Origin of the sequence: Rhodoferax sp. (genome assembly GCF_012927445.1) — a bacterium.
Classification (GTDB): domain Bacteria; phylum Pseudomonadota; class Gammaproteobacteria; order Burkholderiales; family Burkholderiaceae_C; genus Rhodoferax.
Window position 1 is genome coordinate 763,886 of sequence record NZ_JABBPD010000004.1, and the last position, 14,578, is coordinate 778,463.

Annotated in this window: 14 protein-coding genes; all 14 read right to left on the reverse strand. The window is 62.4% G+C overall.

Annotation, left to right across the window (positions count from 1 at the left end; genetic code table 11):
* Positions 1-38: 38 nt before the first annotated feature.
* On the reverse strand, positions 39-650 hold the full coding sequence (pssA, locus tag HHJ17_RS09215) for a CDP-diacylglycerol--serine O-phosphatidyltransferase (RefSeq protein WP_296501066.1): 612 nt from the start codon (positions 648-650) through the stop codon (positions 39-41).
* Between the two features lie 38 nt (positions 651-688).
* Entirely contained in the window at positions 689-865 is a 177-nt protein-coding gene (locus HHJ17_RS09220) for a hypothetical protein (protein WP_296501060.1), read from the reverse strand.
* 27 nt (positions 866-892) lie between these two features.
* Entirely contained in the window at positions 893-1,816 is a 924-nt protein-coding gene (gene lpxC, locus HHJ17_RS09225; protein WP_296501058.1) for a UDP-3-O-acyl-N-acetylglucosamine deacetylase, read from the reverse strand.
* Between the two features lie 51 nt (positions 1,817-1,867).
* The gene (gene flhD / locus HHJ17_RS09230) at positions 1,868-2,194 is read right to left on the reverse strand and encodes a flagellar transcriptional regulator FlhD (RefSeq protein WP_296501055.1); all 327 of its coding nucleotides are present in this window, start codon (positions 2,192-2,194) and stop codon (positions 1,868-1,870) included.
* 27 nt (positions 2,195-2,221) lie between these two features.
* On the reverse strand, positions 2,222-3,475 hold the full coding sequence (ftsZ, locus tag HHJ17_RS09235; RefSeq protein WP_296501052.1) for a cell division protein FtsZ: 1,254 nt from the start codon (positions 3,473-3,475) through the stop codon (positions 2,222-2,224).
* Positions 3,476-3,619: 144 nt separating this feature from the next.
* Positions 3,620-4,849: a cell division protein FtsA gene (gene ftsA, locus HHJ17_RS09240; protein ID WP_296501050.1), complete on the reverse strand. Its 1,230-nt coding sequence runs from the start codon at positions 4,847-4,849 to the stop codon at positions 3,620-3,622.
* Positions 4,850-4,902: 53 nt separating this feature from the next.
* Positions 4,903-5,688 carry a cell division protein FtsQ/DivIB gene (locus HHJ17_RS09245; protein ID WP_296501047.1) on the reverse strand — a complete coding sequence of 262 codons (786 nt, stop codon included), beginning with the start codon at positions 5,686-5,688 and terminating at the stop codon, positions 4,903-4,905.
* On the reverse strand, positions 5,685-6,683 hold the full coding sequence (locus HHJ17_RS09250) for a D-alanine--D-alanine ligase (RefSeq protein ID WP_296501043.1): 999 nt from the start codon (positions 6,681-6,683) through the stop codon (positions 5,685-5,687). The genes HHJ17_RS09245 and HHJ17_RS09250 overlap by 4 nt, the downstream gene beginning before the upstream one ends.
* On the reverse strand, positions 6,680-8,113 hold the full coding sequence (gene murC / locus HHJ17_RS09255; protein ID WP_296501041.1) for a UDP-N-acetylmuramate--L-alanine ligase: 1,434 nt from the start codon (positions 8,111-8,113) through the stop codon (positions 6,680-6,682). Before murC ends, HHJ17_RS09250 begins: the two co-directional genes overlap by 4 nt.
* Positions 8,110-9,192, reverse strand: a complete 1,083-nt coding sequence (murG, locus tag HHJ17_RS09260) for an undecaprenyldiphospho-muramoylpentapeptide beta-N-acetylglucosaminyltransferase (protein WP_296501038.1) — start codon at positions 9,190-9,192, stop codon at positions 8,110-8,112. Before murG ends, murC begins: the two co-directional genes overlap by 4 nt.
* Positions 9,189-10,424: a putative lipid II flippase FtsW gene (gene ftsW, locus HHJ17_RS09265; RefSeq protein ID WP_296501194.1), complete on the reverse strand. Its 1,236-nt coding sequence runs from the start codon at positions 10,422-10,424 to the stop codon at positions 9,189-9,191. Before ftsW ends, murG begins: the two co-directional genes overlap by 4 nt.
* Positions 10,425-10,441: 17 nt before the next feature.
* The gene (gene murD / locus HHJ17_RS09270) at positions 10,442-11,959 is read right to left on the reverse strand and encodes a UDP-N-acetylmuramoyl-L-alanine--D-glutamate ligase (RefSeq protein WP_296501037.1); all 1,518 of its coding nucleotides are present in this window, start codon (positions 11,957-11,959) and stop codon (positions 10,442-10,444) included.
* 3 nt (positions 11,960-11,962) lie between these two features.
* Positions 11,963-13,141 carry a phospho-N-acetylmuramoyl-pentapeptide-transferase gene (gene mraY, locus HHJ17_RS09275; RefSeq protein WP_296501036.1) on the reverse strand — a complete coding sequence of 393 codons (1,179 nt, stop codon included), beginning with the start codon at positions 13,139-13,141 and terminating at the stop codon, positions 11,963-11,965.
* Positions 13,142-13,162: 21 nt separating this feature from the next.
* Entirely contained in the window at positions 13,163-14,578 is a 1,416-nt protein-coding gene (murF, locus tag HHJ17_RS09280; protein WP_296501192.1) for a UDP-N-acetylmuramoyl-tripeptide--D-alanyl-D-alanine ligase, read from the reverse strand.

Below are 14,578 nucleotides of genomic sequence, written 5' to 3' on the forward strand. Positions count from 1 at the left end.
GGTCAGGACTCACCCAAGGCGGCAAAGTCCAAGGCAGTTCAGAGTTTGGGCAGCCGGATGCGACTGACCATCAAGGAGCCGGAGATGGCAAACAGCAAGACCAGGGGGTGCAAGCTGAAGCCGGCCAAGGTGACCCGCCCAAACCAAAGTGACTCATGCAGCGCCCCTTGCACGGCCGCCACAAACAGCAGCAGGACGAGCAGCAGCGACGTCGGGATGGGCGTTCCCTCGAAGTATTTCACCTTGTCCTGGCCCTCAGAAAGAACCTCGGCCGTCACGTTGTAGCGCGCTAGGCGCGATACGCCGCACGCGACAAAATAGGCCAGCACAATGCGGTCGTACAAGCCCTGCATGCCGCAACCATACGCAATCAAGGCGGGGGCGACGCCGAACGAAATGACGTCGGCCAGCGAATCCAGTTCCCGCCCCATGGCCGAGGTTTTCTGCCGCCAGCGCGCAATCCGGCCATCCAGCACATCGAAGATCAAAGCCGCCAGGACCAGTCCGCAGGCAAAGTAGACATGACGGACATCGCTGGTTTGCAGGTAGGTCATGATGGAAAACAAGGCGCCCGTGCCGCAAACCGCGTTCGCCAGGGTGAACCAGTCGGCCAGGTGAAACTCCCGAATCATCGAGAAAGGCTTTTGCATGGTACGTGTCCTCCTAACAAAAAAATTGCGGCACTGCTTTAAGCGAGGCGCTCCAGAATCAGCACCGCAAAAAAACCGAAGCCGGCAATCAGCGCCCACTTGAGCGTCCGCAGGCCATAGCGCTTGAAGCGCGGCTGGCCGGTGGCAACATAAAAAGTGAACGACACCACGGCGCCCAGCAAGAGCAGCAGAATGAGCCAGCGAAAAAGCAGCATGGTGATGGTCTGAGTTAACTGGCGGGCCTACCAGGCGCGGGCCAGTTGTGCGAAACCCGGGGGGGCGAGCTTTTCGTCTTCAAACGTCACCACGTCCCAGGCATCGGTGCGTTTTAACAGTTCGCGCAGCAACAGGTTATTGAGCGCGTGGCCCGAACGACGGGCGCTGTAGCTGGCCAGAAAGGGTTTCCCCACCAGGTAGAGGTCACCCATGGCGTCGAGGATTTTGTGCTTGACGAACTCGTCGTCGTAACGCAGCCCCTCGGCATTCAACACCTTGTAATCGTCCATCACGATGGCGTTGTCCAGCCCGCCGCCCAGCGCCAGGCCGTTGGCGCGCATCATTTCCACGTCCTTGGTGAAGCCGAAGGTGCGGGCCCGGGCGATGTCTTTTGAATACGAATTGAGGCTCATGTCAAACACCACGCGTTGGCCGGTAGCGTCCACCGCCGGGTGGTCAAAGTCGATCTCGAAACTGAGCTTGTAGCCATGGTAGGGCTCAAGGCGGGCCCACTTTTCAAAAGCGCCCTGCCCTTCACGCACTTCCACCGGTTTGGTAAGGCGGATGAAACGCCGTGGTGCCTTTTGCAGTTCAATGCCGGCGCTTTGCAGCAGAAACACAAACGACGCCGCCGAACCATCCAGAATCGGCACTTCTTCGGCCGTGATGTCCACGTACAGGTTGTCCACACCCAGCCCGGCGCAGGCCGACATCAAATGCTCTACCGTGAGCACCTTGACATTGCCGTTGGACAAGGTCGATGCCAGCCGGGTATCGGTCACCGCAAAAGCCGAGACCGGAATATCCACCGGCTGCGGCAGATCGACGCGCCGGAACACGATGCCGGTATCGGGCTGCGCCGGCCGCAGCGTGATCTCGACACGTTGGCCGCTGTGCAGACCGACGCCAACGGCGCGGGTCAGGGATTTAAGGGTTCGTTGTTGCAGCATGGTGCAATTTTACCGACGGGGGCGCCGCAGCGCGGCGCCCCCGTCGTTGCGTCACAGCGCCTCGGCGTAGCGCCCGGCCATCAGGATACTGGCGTGCAAGCGGGTGGTGGCATCGTTATCGACGCGCCCCAGGTTGTGGTTGGTCAGCAAGCCCCAGACGATGTCATCGTCAATGCGGAAGCGGCACAGCAACATGTTGCTCGAAGAAATCTTGAGCATCTGCCCCATTGACAGTCGACCAATGATCTCGGCCGCCTCCTCCGAGATACCGAGGCGAAACAGCGCCTCGGCCTGATCGACGCGGATCAGTTTTTGCGCCAACATCAGGTAGGTCAGATTGGCGTCCCGAATCTCTGACAGGATTTGTTCATTGGTCATGGCGGTCTCTTACTGTAGGGAAGTGGCTCAATCGGCCTGTTTGCGCAAAAAGGCGGGGATCTCAAAGTCATCCATGCCGCCCGAGGCCAGCGCATCAACTTTGGCGGCCGCCTGGGTCCGGTCGCGGGTGCGCCAGACGCTGGGGGTGGCCATGCTGTTGTAGTCGGGCTGGGTCAAACCAGCCACCGACGTCATGCCGGAAGGCATCATCGTCGAGGGCGTCACGCTGCCGGCGGCGCTGTTCATGGTGGGCATGTGAAACGGCACGTTGTCGGTTCCGGTGCGCAGCACCTGCAACTGGGGCTTGGCGCGGCTGGCACCCAGGCGACTCAGACCGGTGGCCACCACGGTGACGCGGATTTCATCGCCCAGCTCGTCGTCGTAGGCGGTGCCGTAAATCACATGGGCATCGGGCGAAGCATAGGCACGAATGGTGTTCATGGCCAGCTTGGACTCGCTCAATTTCAGCGAACCTTTGGCCGCGGTGATCAGCACCAGCACGCCCTTGGCGCCCGAGAGGTCGATGCCTTCGAGCAGGGGGCAAGCGACGGCCTGTTCAGCGGCGATGCGGGCGCGGTCCGGGCCGGCGGCGACTGCCGTGCCCATCATGGCTTTGCCGGGCTCACCCATCACGGTGCGGACGTCTTCAAAGTCGACGTTGACGTGGCCGGGCACATTGATGATTTCGGCAATGCCGCCGACGGCGTTTTTCAGCACATCGTTGGCATGGGCAAAAGCCTGATCCTGCGTCACATCGTCACCCAGCACGTCGAGCAACTTCTCGTTCAGCACCACGATCAGTGAATCGACATTGGCTTCCAGCTCGGCCAGCCCACTGTCGGCGTTGGTCATGCGGCGACCACCTTCAAACTCAAAGGGCTTGGTGACCACACCGACCGTCAGAATGCCCATTTCACGGGCCACGCGGGCAATGACGGGCGCCGCACCGGTACCGGTGCCGCCGCCCATGCCAGCGGTGATGAACAGCATGTGCGCGCCATCGATGGCGGCCCGAATGTCGTCCACGGCCAGCTCAGCGGCTTCGCGCCCTTTGTCTGGCTTGCTGCCAGCGCCGAGACCACTGGTGCCGAGCTGAATGGTTTTGTGGGCATCGCTGCGGCTCAAGGCCTGGGCATCGGTATTGGCACAAATGAACTCCACGCCTTGCACCGCGCAACCGATCATGTGGCCGACGGCATTGCCGCCGCCGCCGCCGACACCGATGACCTTGATCTGGGTGCCGAGGTTAAACGCTTGTTCTTCAATCATTTCGATAGGCATTTTTTTCTCTCCTTAAGTTTCATTTATTTGACAGTTGTCGAATTGGGTTCAGATCGCTTGTTGCATCCGATGGCGGGGGCGGATCCATGCATCGCCATCGCCAGGGGGGACTTGCGCGTGCGAGCCAGCGTCGGGTGTGCATGGTTAAAAGTTCCCCACAAACCAGTCCTTGACCTGGCCGAAAGCGGTTTTCATGGAGCCATTTTTTTGCGCCACCTTGAAGCCGCGCAGGCGCGCCAGTCGGGCCTCTTCGAGCAAACCCATGACCGTGGCCGCACGGGGCTGGGCCACCATGTCGGACAGCGATCTTGCATATTGGGGAATCCCGCGGCGCACCGGCTTGAGGAAAATATCCTCGCCCAGTTCCACCATGCCGGGCATGATGCAGCTGCCACCGGTGAGCACAATGCCACTGGACAGCATTTCTTCAAAACCGGACTCGCGCATCACCTGGTGCACCAGCGAAAAAATCTCTTCGACGCGGGGCTCGATGACGCCGGCCAGCGCCTGGCGGCTCAACATGCGCGGACCGCGGTCACCCAGACCGGGCACCTCGACCTGGGCATCCGGGTCGGCCAGCATCTGCTTGGCATAACCGCTCTCGACCTTGATGTCTTCGGCGTCCTTGGTCGGCGTACGCAGCGCCATGGCAATGTCGCTGGTGATCAGGTCACCGGCAATCGGGATGACGGCGGTGTGGCGGATGGCGCCATTGGTGAAGATCGCCACGTCGGTGGTGCCAGCGCCAATGTCGACCAGCGCCACGCCCAGCTCGCGTTCGTCTTCGGTCAGCACCGACAGGCTGCTGGCGAGCGGATTGAGCATGAGCTGCTCCACTTCCAAACCACAGCGGCGCACGCATTTGATGATGTTCTCGGCGGCACTTTGGGCGCCGGTCACGATGTGCACCTTGGCTTCCAGCCGGATGCCGCTCATGCCGATCGGCTCTTTCACATCCTGGCCGTCAATGATGAATTCCTGCGGCTCCACCAGCAGCAGCCGCTGGTCGGTCGAGATGTTGATCGCTTTGGCGGTTTCCACCACGCGCGCCACGTCGGCAGCGCTCACTTCACGGTCCTTGATGGCGACCATGCCGTGCGAATTGATGCCCCGGATATGGCTGCCGGTGATGCCGGTGTAAACCCGGGTGATCTTGCAGTCGGCCATCAGCTCGGCTTCTTTCAGCGCCTGCTGGATGCTTTGCACCGTGGCGTCAATGTTCACCACGACGCCGCGCTTGAGGCCATTGCTGGGTGCGACACCCAGCCCGGCGAGCTTGAGCTCGCCATTGGGCAGCACCTCGGCCACCACCACCATCACTTTGGCGGTGCCAATGTCCAGCCCTACGACCAGATCTTTGTATTCTTTCGCCATATATTCACCTGTTGCTTCTGTTGCCGCTATTGCCGTTACTGCCGTTATTACCGTTACTTTTTCTGCACATCCGCCACGAGGGTGGTCACACCCCGCAAGCGAATGGCATACCCATCTTGATGTCGCAAATCTGCTGTTTCCAGGGCATCCGGCGTTCGTCCGTAGCGGGAAGTGACCTGGGTCAGCGTCTTGAGAAATCGTTGCGTGTGGGCCTGCACCTCCGCCACCGAGCCGCCACCCAGCTCGATGACCGCGCCCGTATCGAGCTTCACCCGCCAGCCGCCATGAACGGTCAGTTCAAGTTGCTCCAGCGCCATGTCCATGTCTTCAAACATCGGCTGCAGCGTCTGGTACATCGCCAGGATCAGCGCCGCCTGGACGTCCGGGCCATTCAAGCGAGGCAAGGTCTCTTGATCGACCTCGCCAATATTGGCTTCAAACACTTCGCCAAAACTGTTGACCATCCGGGACTCCCCCTCCACACCCCAGAAAGCCACCGCCTTGTGCTCCTGCAACAGCACCTTGAGCCGATTCGGAAATTCGCGCCGCACCACCGCCTGACGCACCCAGGGCACCGCCTCAAAAGCGAGCCGTGCTGCGGTCAGATCCATCGTGAAAAACGTGCCGCTCAACCGGGGGGCCACATTGGCCCGCAGGGTCAGCGCATTGTTGTGTGTCACTTCGCCGGTCACCGCAATGCCGCTGATGGCAAATTTGGGGTGACGCGAGGCCCAGCCCGCCACTGCGCCAACGACCATCAAGGCGAACGCCAGGAACAGGGCGGAGGCCGTCATGTTCATGAGCTTCACATCGAATGGTGCGGGCAGGTTTTTAGTCATGGAGCGACCTTGGACGAGTCCGCTGCACCAGCGCTGGGGGTGCCAGCGGCCAACGCATAGTCGAGGGCGGCATGGCGCAAGACCTCCACGCACAGCGCCGGGTAAGCAATACCGGCGGCCTGGGCCGACATCGGCACCAGCGAATGGCTGGTCATGCCGGGCGAGGTATTGATTTCAAGCAGATACGGCTTGCGCGTGCGGGCGTCAATCATCACGTCGGCACGGGCCCAGCCGCGACAACCCAGCACCCGGTAGGCCCGGAGCACCAGTTGTTGAATATGCTGCTCTTCACCGTCGGGCAGCCCGCAGGGCACCAGATACTGCGTGGTGTTGGTGAAATACTTGTTCTGGTAATCGTAGTTGCCGTCCGGCGCCACAATGCGGATCACCGGCAGGGCCTGGGCGGCGGAGCCCGACCCCAGCACGGGAATCGTCACCTCATCGCCGCTGATGAACTGCTCGCACAACACCATGGCGTCATGCCGGACCGCCAGCGCATAGGCCGCGGCGCACTGGTCTTTGTGCGTGACTTTGGTCAGGCCGATGGTGGAGCCTTCGCGGTCGGGCTTCACAATCATCGGGCATCCCAACTCGGCAAAGGCTCGTTCGGTGGCCGCCGCGCTGTCGACCTGCAGCCACTCGGGGGTGGGCAAGCCTTCACTGCGCCAGATGCGCTTGGTCATGACCTTGTCAATGCCGATGCTCGACGCCATGACGCCGGAACCAGTGTAGGGAATACCCAGCAACTCCAGCGCTCCCTGCACCGTGCCGTCCTCCCCAAAGCGGCCATGCAAGGCGATGAAGCAGCGTGCAAAACCTTCCCGTTTGAGTTCAGCCAGATCGCGCTCGGACGGATCAAACGCATGGGCATCGACGCCTTGCGACAGCAAGGCCTGCAGCACGCCCTGGCCGGACATCAGGGACACTTCACGCTCGGCGGAGGCGCCGCCCATGAGCACCGCCACTTTGCCTAGATTTAATTCAGAATAGCTCATAGCCCGCGTATTTCCTGCGTTAGTTGCTCAGTATTTTGTAGCGATTCGACCACTTTGCCCGGCACGGCACCGATTGAGCCGGCGCCCATGCACAGCACCACGTCGCCGGCGCGGGCGTTGTCGAGGATGCTTTGCGGCATGTCGGCGATGTTGTCCACGAAGACAGGTTCGATGCGCCCCGCCACGCGTAGCGCGCGCGCCAGACTGCGGCCATCGGCCGCCACAATCGGCGCCTCACCGGCGGCATAGACCTCGGCCAGCAGCACGGCATCGGCCAGCGCAATGACCTTGATGAAATCCTCAAAACAATCCCGGGTGCGGGTGTAGCGATGCGGCTGGAACGCCAGCACCAAGCGCCGCTCCGGAAAAGCCCCGCGTGCCGCCGCCAGCGTGGCCGCCATTTCAACCGGGTGGTGGCCATAGTCGTCAATCAGCGTGAAGAAGCCGCCATCACGCGCCCGGACCTCGCCGTAGCGCTGGAAGCGGCGACCGACGCCCTTGAACTCGGCCAGCGCCTTTTGCACTGCGGTGTCCGCCACATTCAGCTCTACCGCCACCGCAATCGCCGACAAGGCATTGAGCACGTTGTGCCGGCCCGGCAGGTTCAGCACCACGTCCAGGTCCGACAGCACCACGCCATTGCGGCGCTGCACCGTGAAGTGCATTTGCCCGTCCACGGCGCGCACATCCACGGCGCGCACTTGTGCGCCTTCGTTGAAGCCGTAGCTTGTGATCGGGCAGGTTACCAGCGGCACGATGTCTTGCACAGCGGGGTCGTCGGTGCACAAAATGGCGGTGCCATAAAACGGCATGCGGTGCAGAAAATCAACGAACGCCTGCTTGAGCCGGGCAAAGTCGTGCCCGTAGGTCTCCATGTGGTCGGCGTCGATATTGGTCACCACCGCCATCACGGGCGACAGCTTCAGGAAGGAGGCGTCCGACTCGTCGGCTTCCACCACGATGTAATCGCCCTGTCCCAGCCGCGCGTTGACACCGGCACTGTTGAGCCGGCCACCAATCACAAAGGTGGGGTCCAAACCGGCTTCCGCCAGCACGCTGGCCACCAGGCTGGTGGTGGTGGTTTTGCCGTGGGTGCCGGCAATGGCGATGCCCTGCTTGAGACGCATCAACTCGGCCAGCATCAGCGCCCGCGGCACCACCGGGATGTGCTTCTCGCGGGCGGTCAGCACTTCAGGATTGTCGGCCTGCACGGCGGTGGAAGTGACCACCGCGTCGGCGCCATCCACGTTGGCGGCGGCATGGCCGATGTAGGTCTGGATGCCCAGGCCGGCGAGGCGCTTCAAGGTGACGCTGTCCGCCAAGTCGGAGCCTGAAATCACGTAGCCCAGATTAAACAGCACTTCAGCGATGCCCGACATGCCAACGCCGCCGAGGCCTACAAAGTGAATATGACGAACAGCATGTTTCATGAAATCAGGTCCTCACACGCGGCCACGATTTTCGCGGTCGCGTCAGTTTTTTCTAATCTTTTGGCTTGCAGCGCGCATGTCAGCAGCACACTACGCTCTGTTTTTTGTAGCATCTCAGCAAGCCGCTCGGGGGTCAACTCCGACTGCGGCACCAGCCAGCCGGCGCCCTGATCGACCAAAAATCGGGCATTGGCGGTCTGGTGATCGTCCACCGCGAACGGGAACGGCACAAACAGGGCCGCCGCGCCGACGGCGGCAATCTCGGTCACGGTACTGGCGCCCGCGCGGCAAATCACCAGATCGGCATCGGCAAAAGCTTGCGCAGTGTCGTCAATAAAAGGTGTGAGTTGCGCCTGCACCCCCACCTGCGCGTAGTTGGCGCGCAATTGATCAATCTGGGTGGCGCCGCTTTGGTGGATCACCAGCGGGCGCTCATGCAGCGGAATCAGGGCCAGCGCCCGGGGCACGATATCGTTCAAGGCCCGCGCCCCCAGACTGCCGCCCAGCACCAGCAAGCGCAAAGGTCCGCTGCGCCCGGCAAAGCGGGTGGCAGGGTCGGGGCCACCAATGAAAGCCGCCCGCAGGGGGTTGCCCACCCACTGCCCTTTTTTGAGGACATCAGGGAAAGCGGTGAACACGCGCTGCGCCACCGCCGCCAACACCTTGTTGGCCATGCCCACCACTGAATTTTGTTCGTGCAGGATCAGGGGTTTGCCCAGCAGAGCGCTCATCAGCCCGGCCGGAAAAGTGATGTAGCCACCCAGCCCCACCACGACGTCGGGCTTGACGCGGCGCAGCACCTGGATGCTTTGCCAGCACGCGCGCAGCAGGCGCCAAGGCAACCTGGCGAGCGTCGAGAATCCTTTGCCGCGCACCCCCGAGAAATCAAGCGCTTCCAGCGGGAAGCCCTGGGGCGGCACCAGCCGGCTTTCCATGCTCGGCTGGGCGGCAGTGCCCGTCCCACCGAGCCAGTGCACCCGCCAGCCTCGTTCGCGCAAAGCCTGCGCCACCGCCAGCCCCGGGAAAATATGCCCCCCCGTGCCGCCGGCCATCACGAGTGCGGTCTTGCTAGCGCTCATACCCGGCCCCCCTGCATCAGCAGTCGGTTTTCATAGTCAATCCGCAACACCACGGCGAGCGCGACCATGTTGACCAAAATGGCGGAGCCGCCGTAGCTCATCAGCGGCAAGGTCAGGCCTTTGGTGGGCAGGGCGCCGAGGTTCACCCCCATGTTGATGAAGGCCTGGAAGCCCATCCAGATGCCGACACCCTGCGACACCAGCCCGGCAAACACCCGGTCCAGCGCAATGGCCTGGCGTCCGATGTGCATCATGCGGCGCGTCAGCCAGAGGAACAGGCCAATCACGCAGACCACGCCGACCAGGCCGAACTCTTCCCCGATCACGGCCAGCAGAAAATCGGTGTGGGCTTCGGGCAACCAGTGCAGTTTTTCCACACTGCCGCCCAGCCCGACGCCAAAAATCTCACCGCGGCCAATGGCGATCAGGGAATGGGTAAGCTGGTAGCCTTTGGCCAAGGCGTTCTTCTCGCTCCAGGGGTCGAGGTAGGCAAAAATACGCTCGCGCCGCCATTCACTGGTGGCAATCATCAATCCGAAGGCGACCAACAGCACGGCCGCAATCAAGAAGAACATGCGGGCGTTGACGCCACCCAGAAACAAAATGCCCATGGCGATCACGGCGATCACCATGAAGGCGCCCATGTCAGGCTCCAGCAGCAGCAACACTCCGATCACCGCCACCGCCGCCCCCATCGGCAACACGGCGCGAAAGAAGCGTTCTTTCACCTCCATCTTGCGCACCATATAGTCCGCGGCATACAGCAGCACGGTGAACTTGGCCAGTTCGGAAGGCTGAAAACTCAACGGCCCCAGCGCAATCCAGCGGCGGGCGCCATAGACCACTTTGCCGACATGTGGAATCAAGACCGCGGTCAGCAACACCAACGACGCCACGAACAGCCAAGGGGCCGCTTTCTCCCAGGTCGCCACCGGAACCTGGAACGCCAGCAGTGCCGCCACAAATGAAATCACCAGCCACATCACATGGCGCGTCAGGAAATAGGTGTGCGTGTACTTGGCAAACCGGGGGTTTTCCGGCATGGCAATCGAGGCCGAGTAGACCATCACCAGCCCCCAGGCGAGCAGCGCCACGGTGACCCAGATCAGCGCCTGGTCAAACACCATCTCACGCGACGGCGCGCTGCCGGTTTCGGCACGCCGCGTCGCGCCCAGCCGCACCGGCAGGACATCGCCCACCGGCTTGGCCAAGCTGCCGAGCCAGCCGGTCATGCGCTGGGTAAAGCCGCTCACAGCGTGCCTCCCATCTCGGCACCGGCGGCGCTGGCGACGGCACTCACCGCCTCTACGAACACCCGGGCGCGGTGCTCATAGTTGTCAAACATGTCGAAGCTAGCACAGGCCGGCGACATCAGCACCGCATCGCCGGCATGGGCCAGCCGATTCGCCTGCGCCACCGCCTCGGCCATGGACGCGGCCTCACTCAGCGGCACGCCAGTGTGTTCCAGTGCGGCCCGAATCTGCGGCGCATCGCGGCCAATCAGCACCACCGCGCGGGCGTAGCGCGACACCGGTTCGGCCAGCGGCGTGAAGTCTTGCCCCTTGCCTTCACCACCCATGATGGCGATCACCTTGCGCTCCGCCCCCAGACCGCACAGGGCGGCCACGGTGGCGCCGACATTGGTGCCTTTGCTATCGTCAAAAAATTCCACTTCATTGAAGATGCCGATCGGTTCGACCCGATGCGGTTCGCCCCGGTATTCACGCAGGCCGTAGAGGATGGGCCCCAGACCACAACCCGCGGCGGAGGCGAGCGCCAGCGCCGCCAGGGCATTGACCGCGTTATGGCGGCCCCGGATGCGCAAGGCGTCGGCCGGCATCAGGCGCTGAATGTGAATTTCTTCGGCGGCTTCACTGCGTTTGCGGCGGGTCTCATCGGCTTCCAACGCGCGCACCAGCCACACCATGCCATTGACCTGCTCAATGCCAAAGTCACCCGGGCGCTGCGGCATGTCGCCCCCGAACGTGACATAAGGACGATACAAGGGGCGCTGCAGCTTCACGCGCAGGGGTTCCGGCAACATGGCCATGACGACCGGGTCTTCCCGGTTCAGCACCATCAAGCCCTGTGAGCCAAAGATGTTGGCCTTGGCCGCCACATAAGCCGCCATGCTGCCATGCCAGTCCAGGTGGTCTTGCGTGATGTTGAGTACGGTGGCGGCGCTGGGCTCGAAGGTTTTTTCACCGTCCAGCTGAAAGCTCGACAACTCGATGACCCAGACCTCGGGCAGTGATTCCGCGTCCAGGTGTTTGATCAACGTGTCCAGCAGCGTGGGGCCGATATTGCCGGCCACGGCGACCGTTTTACCCGCCCGGCTGACCAGTTGCCCGGTGAGCGAAGTGACCGTGGTTTTGCCGTTGGTGCCGGTCACGGCCAGCACTTTCGGGTCGTAGCCGCGCTCCGCCTTCAGGTTGATGAGCGCCTGCGAAAATAAGCCTAATTCGCCTGCAGCCCACAATCCCTGTGCGTGTGCCGCTTTCATAACTGTAGCAACTTCGGCCGGCATCAATCCCGGACTCTTGAACACGGCGCGGACGTCGCTGCCGTCGACCAGCGCCGCGTCGAAAACGCCACTGACAAACCGGGCGGCCGGCACCTCGCCTTGCAAGGCGGCCAACTGCGGCGGCGCGGTGCGGGTATCCGCGACCGTCACCTGGGCGCCCAAGCGCGCGCACCAACGCGCCATCGCCAAGCCGGATGCACCCAGGCCCAGAATGAGAACGTGTTGGTCTTGCAGCGTGTTCACGGCTTATCTCAGCTTCAAGGTCGACAGGCCCACCAGGCACAAGAGCATGGTGATGATCCAGAACCGCACCACAACCTGCGTTTCTTTCCAGCCGCTTTTCTCGAAATGATGGTGCAGCGGCGCCATCTTCAAAATGCGCCGTCCTTGCCCATAGCGCTTTTTCGTGTACTTGAAGTAAGTCACCTGCAGCATGACCGACAAGGCCTCGACCACAAAAATGCCGCCCATGATGGCCAACACAACTTCCTGACGCACGATCACCGCGATGGTGCCCAAGGCCGCGCCCAGCGCCAACGCACCCACGTCACCCATGAACACCTGCGCCGGGTGGGTGTTGAACCACAAGAACGCCAGCCCCGCCCCGGCCATGGCCGAGCAGAAGATCAGCAGTTCACCGGCCCCCGGAATGTGTGGAAAAAACAGGTACTTGGAATAGACCGCGCTGCCGGTCACATAGGCAAAAATGCCCAGCGCCGAGCCGACCATCACCACCGGCATGATGGCCAGGCCGTCCAGACCATCGGTGAGGTTCACCGCATTGCTGGAGCCGACGATCACGAGGTAGGTCAGGATGACAAAGCCGAGCACGCCCAGCGGATAACTGATCTCCTTCATGAACGGCAACAGCAAGCCGGCTTTGGGCGGCAGACTCAAATCAAAGCCCGACTGCACCCATCTGAAAAACAACTCCAGCACACGCATATTCGAGTTTTCCGAAATGCTGAACACCAGGTAGAGCGCCGCCACCAGACCGATCAAGGATTGCCAGAAATACTTTTCCCGCGACCGCATGCCCTCGGGATCTTTATTCACGACCTTGCGCCAATCGTCCGCCCAGCCAATCGCACCAAAACCCAGCGTCACCAGCAGCACGATCCAGACAAACCGGTTGCTCAGGTCAACCCACAACAGGGTGGAGATGGCGATGCACAGCAAAATCAGGACGCCGCCCATGGTCGGCGTGCCACTCTTGATCTGGTGCGAGTCCATGCCGTAACCCCGAATCGGCTGGCCGATCTTGAGTTCCGTCAGGCGCCGAATGACAAAAGGCCCGGCCACCAGCCCCATCAGCAGCGCCGTCAAGGCGGCCATGACGGCGCGGAACGTCAGGTATTGGAAAACCCGAAAAAACCCGAATTCAGGCGACAGCGACTGCAGCCATTGGGCAAGACTTAGCAGCATTGCGAACTCCTAGAGTGGGAGTTAAACAGCATGACTTTTTTCCTTGTCGTTGTGGGCGTGGGCGACGATGGCTTCAACCACCCGCTCCATCTTCATGAATCGCGAACCCTTGACCAGCACACTGCCCACGCGAGGCAGTTCGGCCAACACGGCCGCTTGAATGGATTGACTATCGGCAAAATGACGGCCGGCGCCGAAGCTGCTTGAGGCGGCGGCGGACAAGTCCCCCTGCGTGAACAGCGCCTCAATCCCAAGCGTGCGGGCCAGTTGCCCGGCTTCGGCATGGAACTGCGGTCCCTGATCGCCCACTTCGCCCATGTCGCCCAGCACCAGCAGCCGCGGCCCCGGCAGGGCGGCCAGCACATGAATGGCTGCCTGCACCGAGTCGGGGTTGGCGTTGTAGGTATCGTCGACCAGCGTAATGGCGCGCTCGCCGGCTTGGACCAGCACGGCACGGGAGCGCCCTTTGACCGGCTCAAACGCGGCCAAGCCCAGAGCGATGGCCTCCAGCGAGACGCCGGCGGCCAGTGTGCAGGCCACGGCGGCGAGTGAATTCTTGACGTTGTGCAGGCCGGCAATATGCAGGGCATAGCGCAGCGGACCGGCCGGAGTGGTCACGGCCACCTGCCAGGCAGCGCCCGACCAGACCGCTTCGGTACACCGCACATCCGCCGTATGGACGGCGTCATTGGCGACACAGAACTGCAGCACGGCACGTTGACCAGCTTTGGCGGACCACAGCGTGCTGTAAAGGTCGTCACTGGGGAACACCGCCACCCCATTGGCGGCCAGCGCGTCAATGACGGCGCCGTTTTCTTGCGCCACGGCTTCCACCGTGGCCATGAATTCAAGATGCTCACGCTGTGCGTTATTCACCAGCGCCACCGTCGGCTGGGCGATGGCGGCCAGGGTCGCAATCTCGCCCGGATGGTTCATGCCCAGCTCAATCACGGCCACTTCATGGTGCGGGCGCAACCGCAGCACCGTCAAGGGAACACCGATCTCATTGTTGAAATTGCCTTGCGTGGCCAAGAAGGCCTGCGGCTTGAAAGCCTGCAAGATGGCGGCGATCATCTGCGTCACGGTGGTCTTGCCGTTGCTGCCGGTCACCGCCATCAGCGGCAGCTTGAACTGTGCGCGCCAGCCCGTGGCCAGTGCCGCCAGCGCCAGCTTGGCATCCGCCACCACCACGCCAGGCAGGCCAACGGCGCGCAGGCGGTCATCGGCATCTCCCTGACAGACGGCGGCTACGGCGCCCTTGGCTTTGGCCTCGGCCAGAAAATCATTGGCGTCAAAGCGCTCGCCCTGCAGCGCCACAAACAGATCCCCCGGTTCAATCGTGCGGGTGTCGGTATGCACGCGCCGAAAAGTCACCGCGCCATGGCCGACCAGGCGTGCGCTCGTGAGCCACGCCAGGGTTTGCTGCAGCGTCATCAT

Coding starts and splice junctions, on each gene's coding strand:
- ftsZ (WP_296501052.1), bottom strand. CDS start 3,475: ATGCCTATCGAAATGATTGAAGAACAAGCGTTTAACCTCGGCACCCAG.
- ftsW (WP_296501194.1), bottom strand. CDS start 10,424: ATGACCGGCTGGCTCGGCAGCTTGGCCAAGCCGGTGGGCGATGTCCTG.
- flhD (WP_296501055.1), bottom strand. CDS start 2,194: ATGACCAATGAACAAATCCTGTCAGAGATTCGGGACGCCAATCTGACC.
- ftsA (WP_296501050.1), bottom strand. CDS start 4,849: ATGGCGAAAGAATACAAAGATCTGGTCGTAGGGCTGGACATTGGCACC.
- pssA (WP_296501066.1), bottom strand. CDS start 650: ATGCAAAAGCCTTTCTCGATGATTCGGGAGTTTCACCTGGCCGACTGG.
- HHJ17_RS09220 (WP_296501060.1), bottom strand. CDS start 865: ATGCTGCTTTTTCGCTGGCTCATTCTGCTGCTCTTGCTGGGCGCCGTG.
- HHJ17_RS09245 (WP_296501047.1), bottom strand. CDS start 5,688: ATGACTAAAAACCTGCCCGCACCATTCGATGTGAAGCTCATGAACATG.
- HHJ17_RS09250 (WP_296501043.1), bottom strand. CDS start 6,683: ATGAGCTATTCTGAATTAAATCTAGGCAAAGTGGCGGTGCTCATGGGC.
- murF (WP_296501192.1), bottom strand. CDS start 14,578: ATGATGACGCTGCAGCAAACCCTGGCGTGGCTCACGAGCGCACGCCTG.
- murG (WP_296501038.1), bottom strand. CDS start 9,192: ATGAGCGCTAGCAAGACCGCACTCGTGATGGCCGGCGGCACGGGGGGG.
- lpxC (WP_296501058.1), bottom strand. CDS start 1,816: ATGCTGCAACAACGAACCCTTAAATCCCTGACCCGCGCCGTTGGCGTC.
- murC (WP_296501041.1), bottom strand. CDS start 8,113: ATGAAACATGCTGTTCGTCATATTCACTTTGTAGGCCTCGGCGGCGTT.
- mraY (WP_296501036.1), bottom strand. CDS start 13,141: ATGCTGCTAAGTCTTGCCCAATGGCTGCAGTCGCTGTCGCCTGAATTC.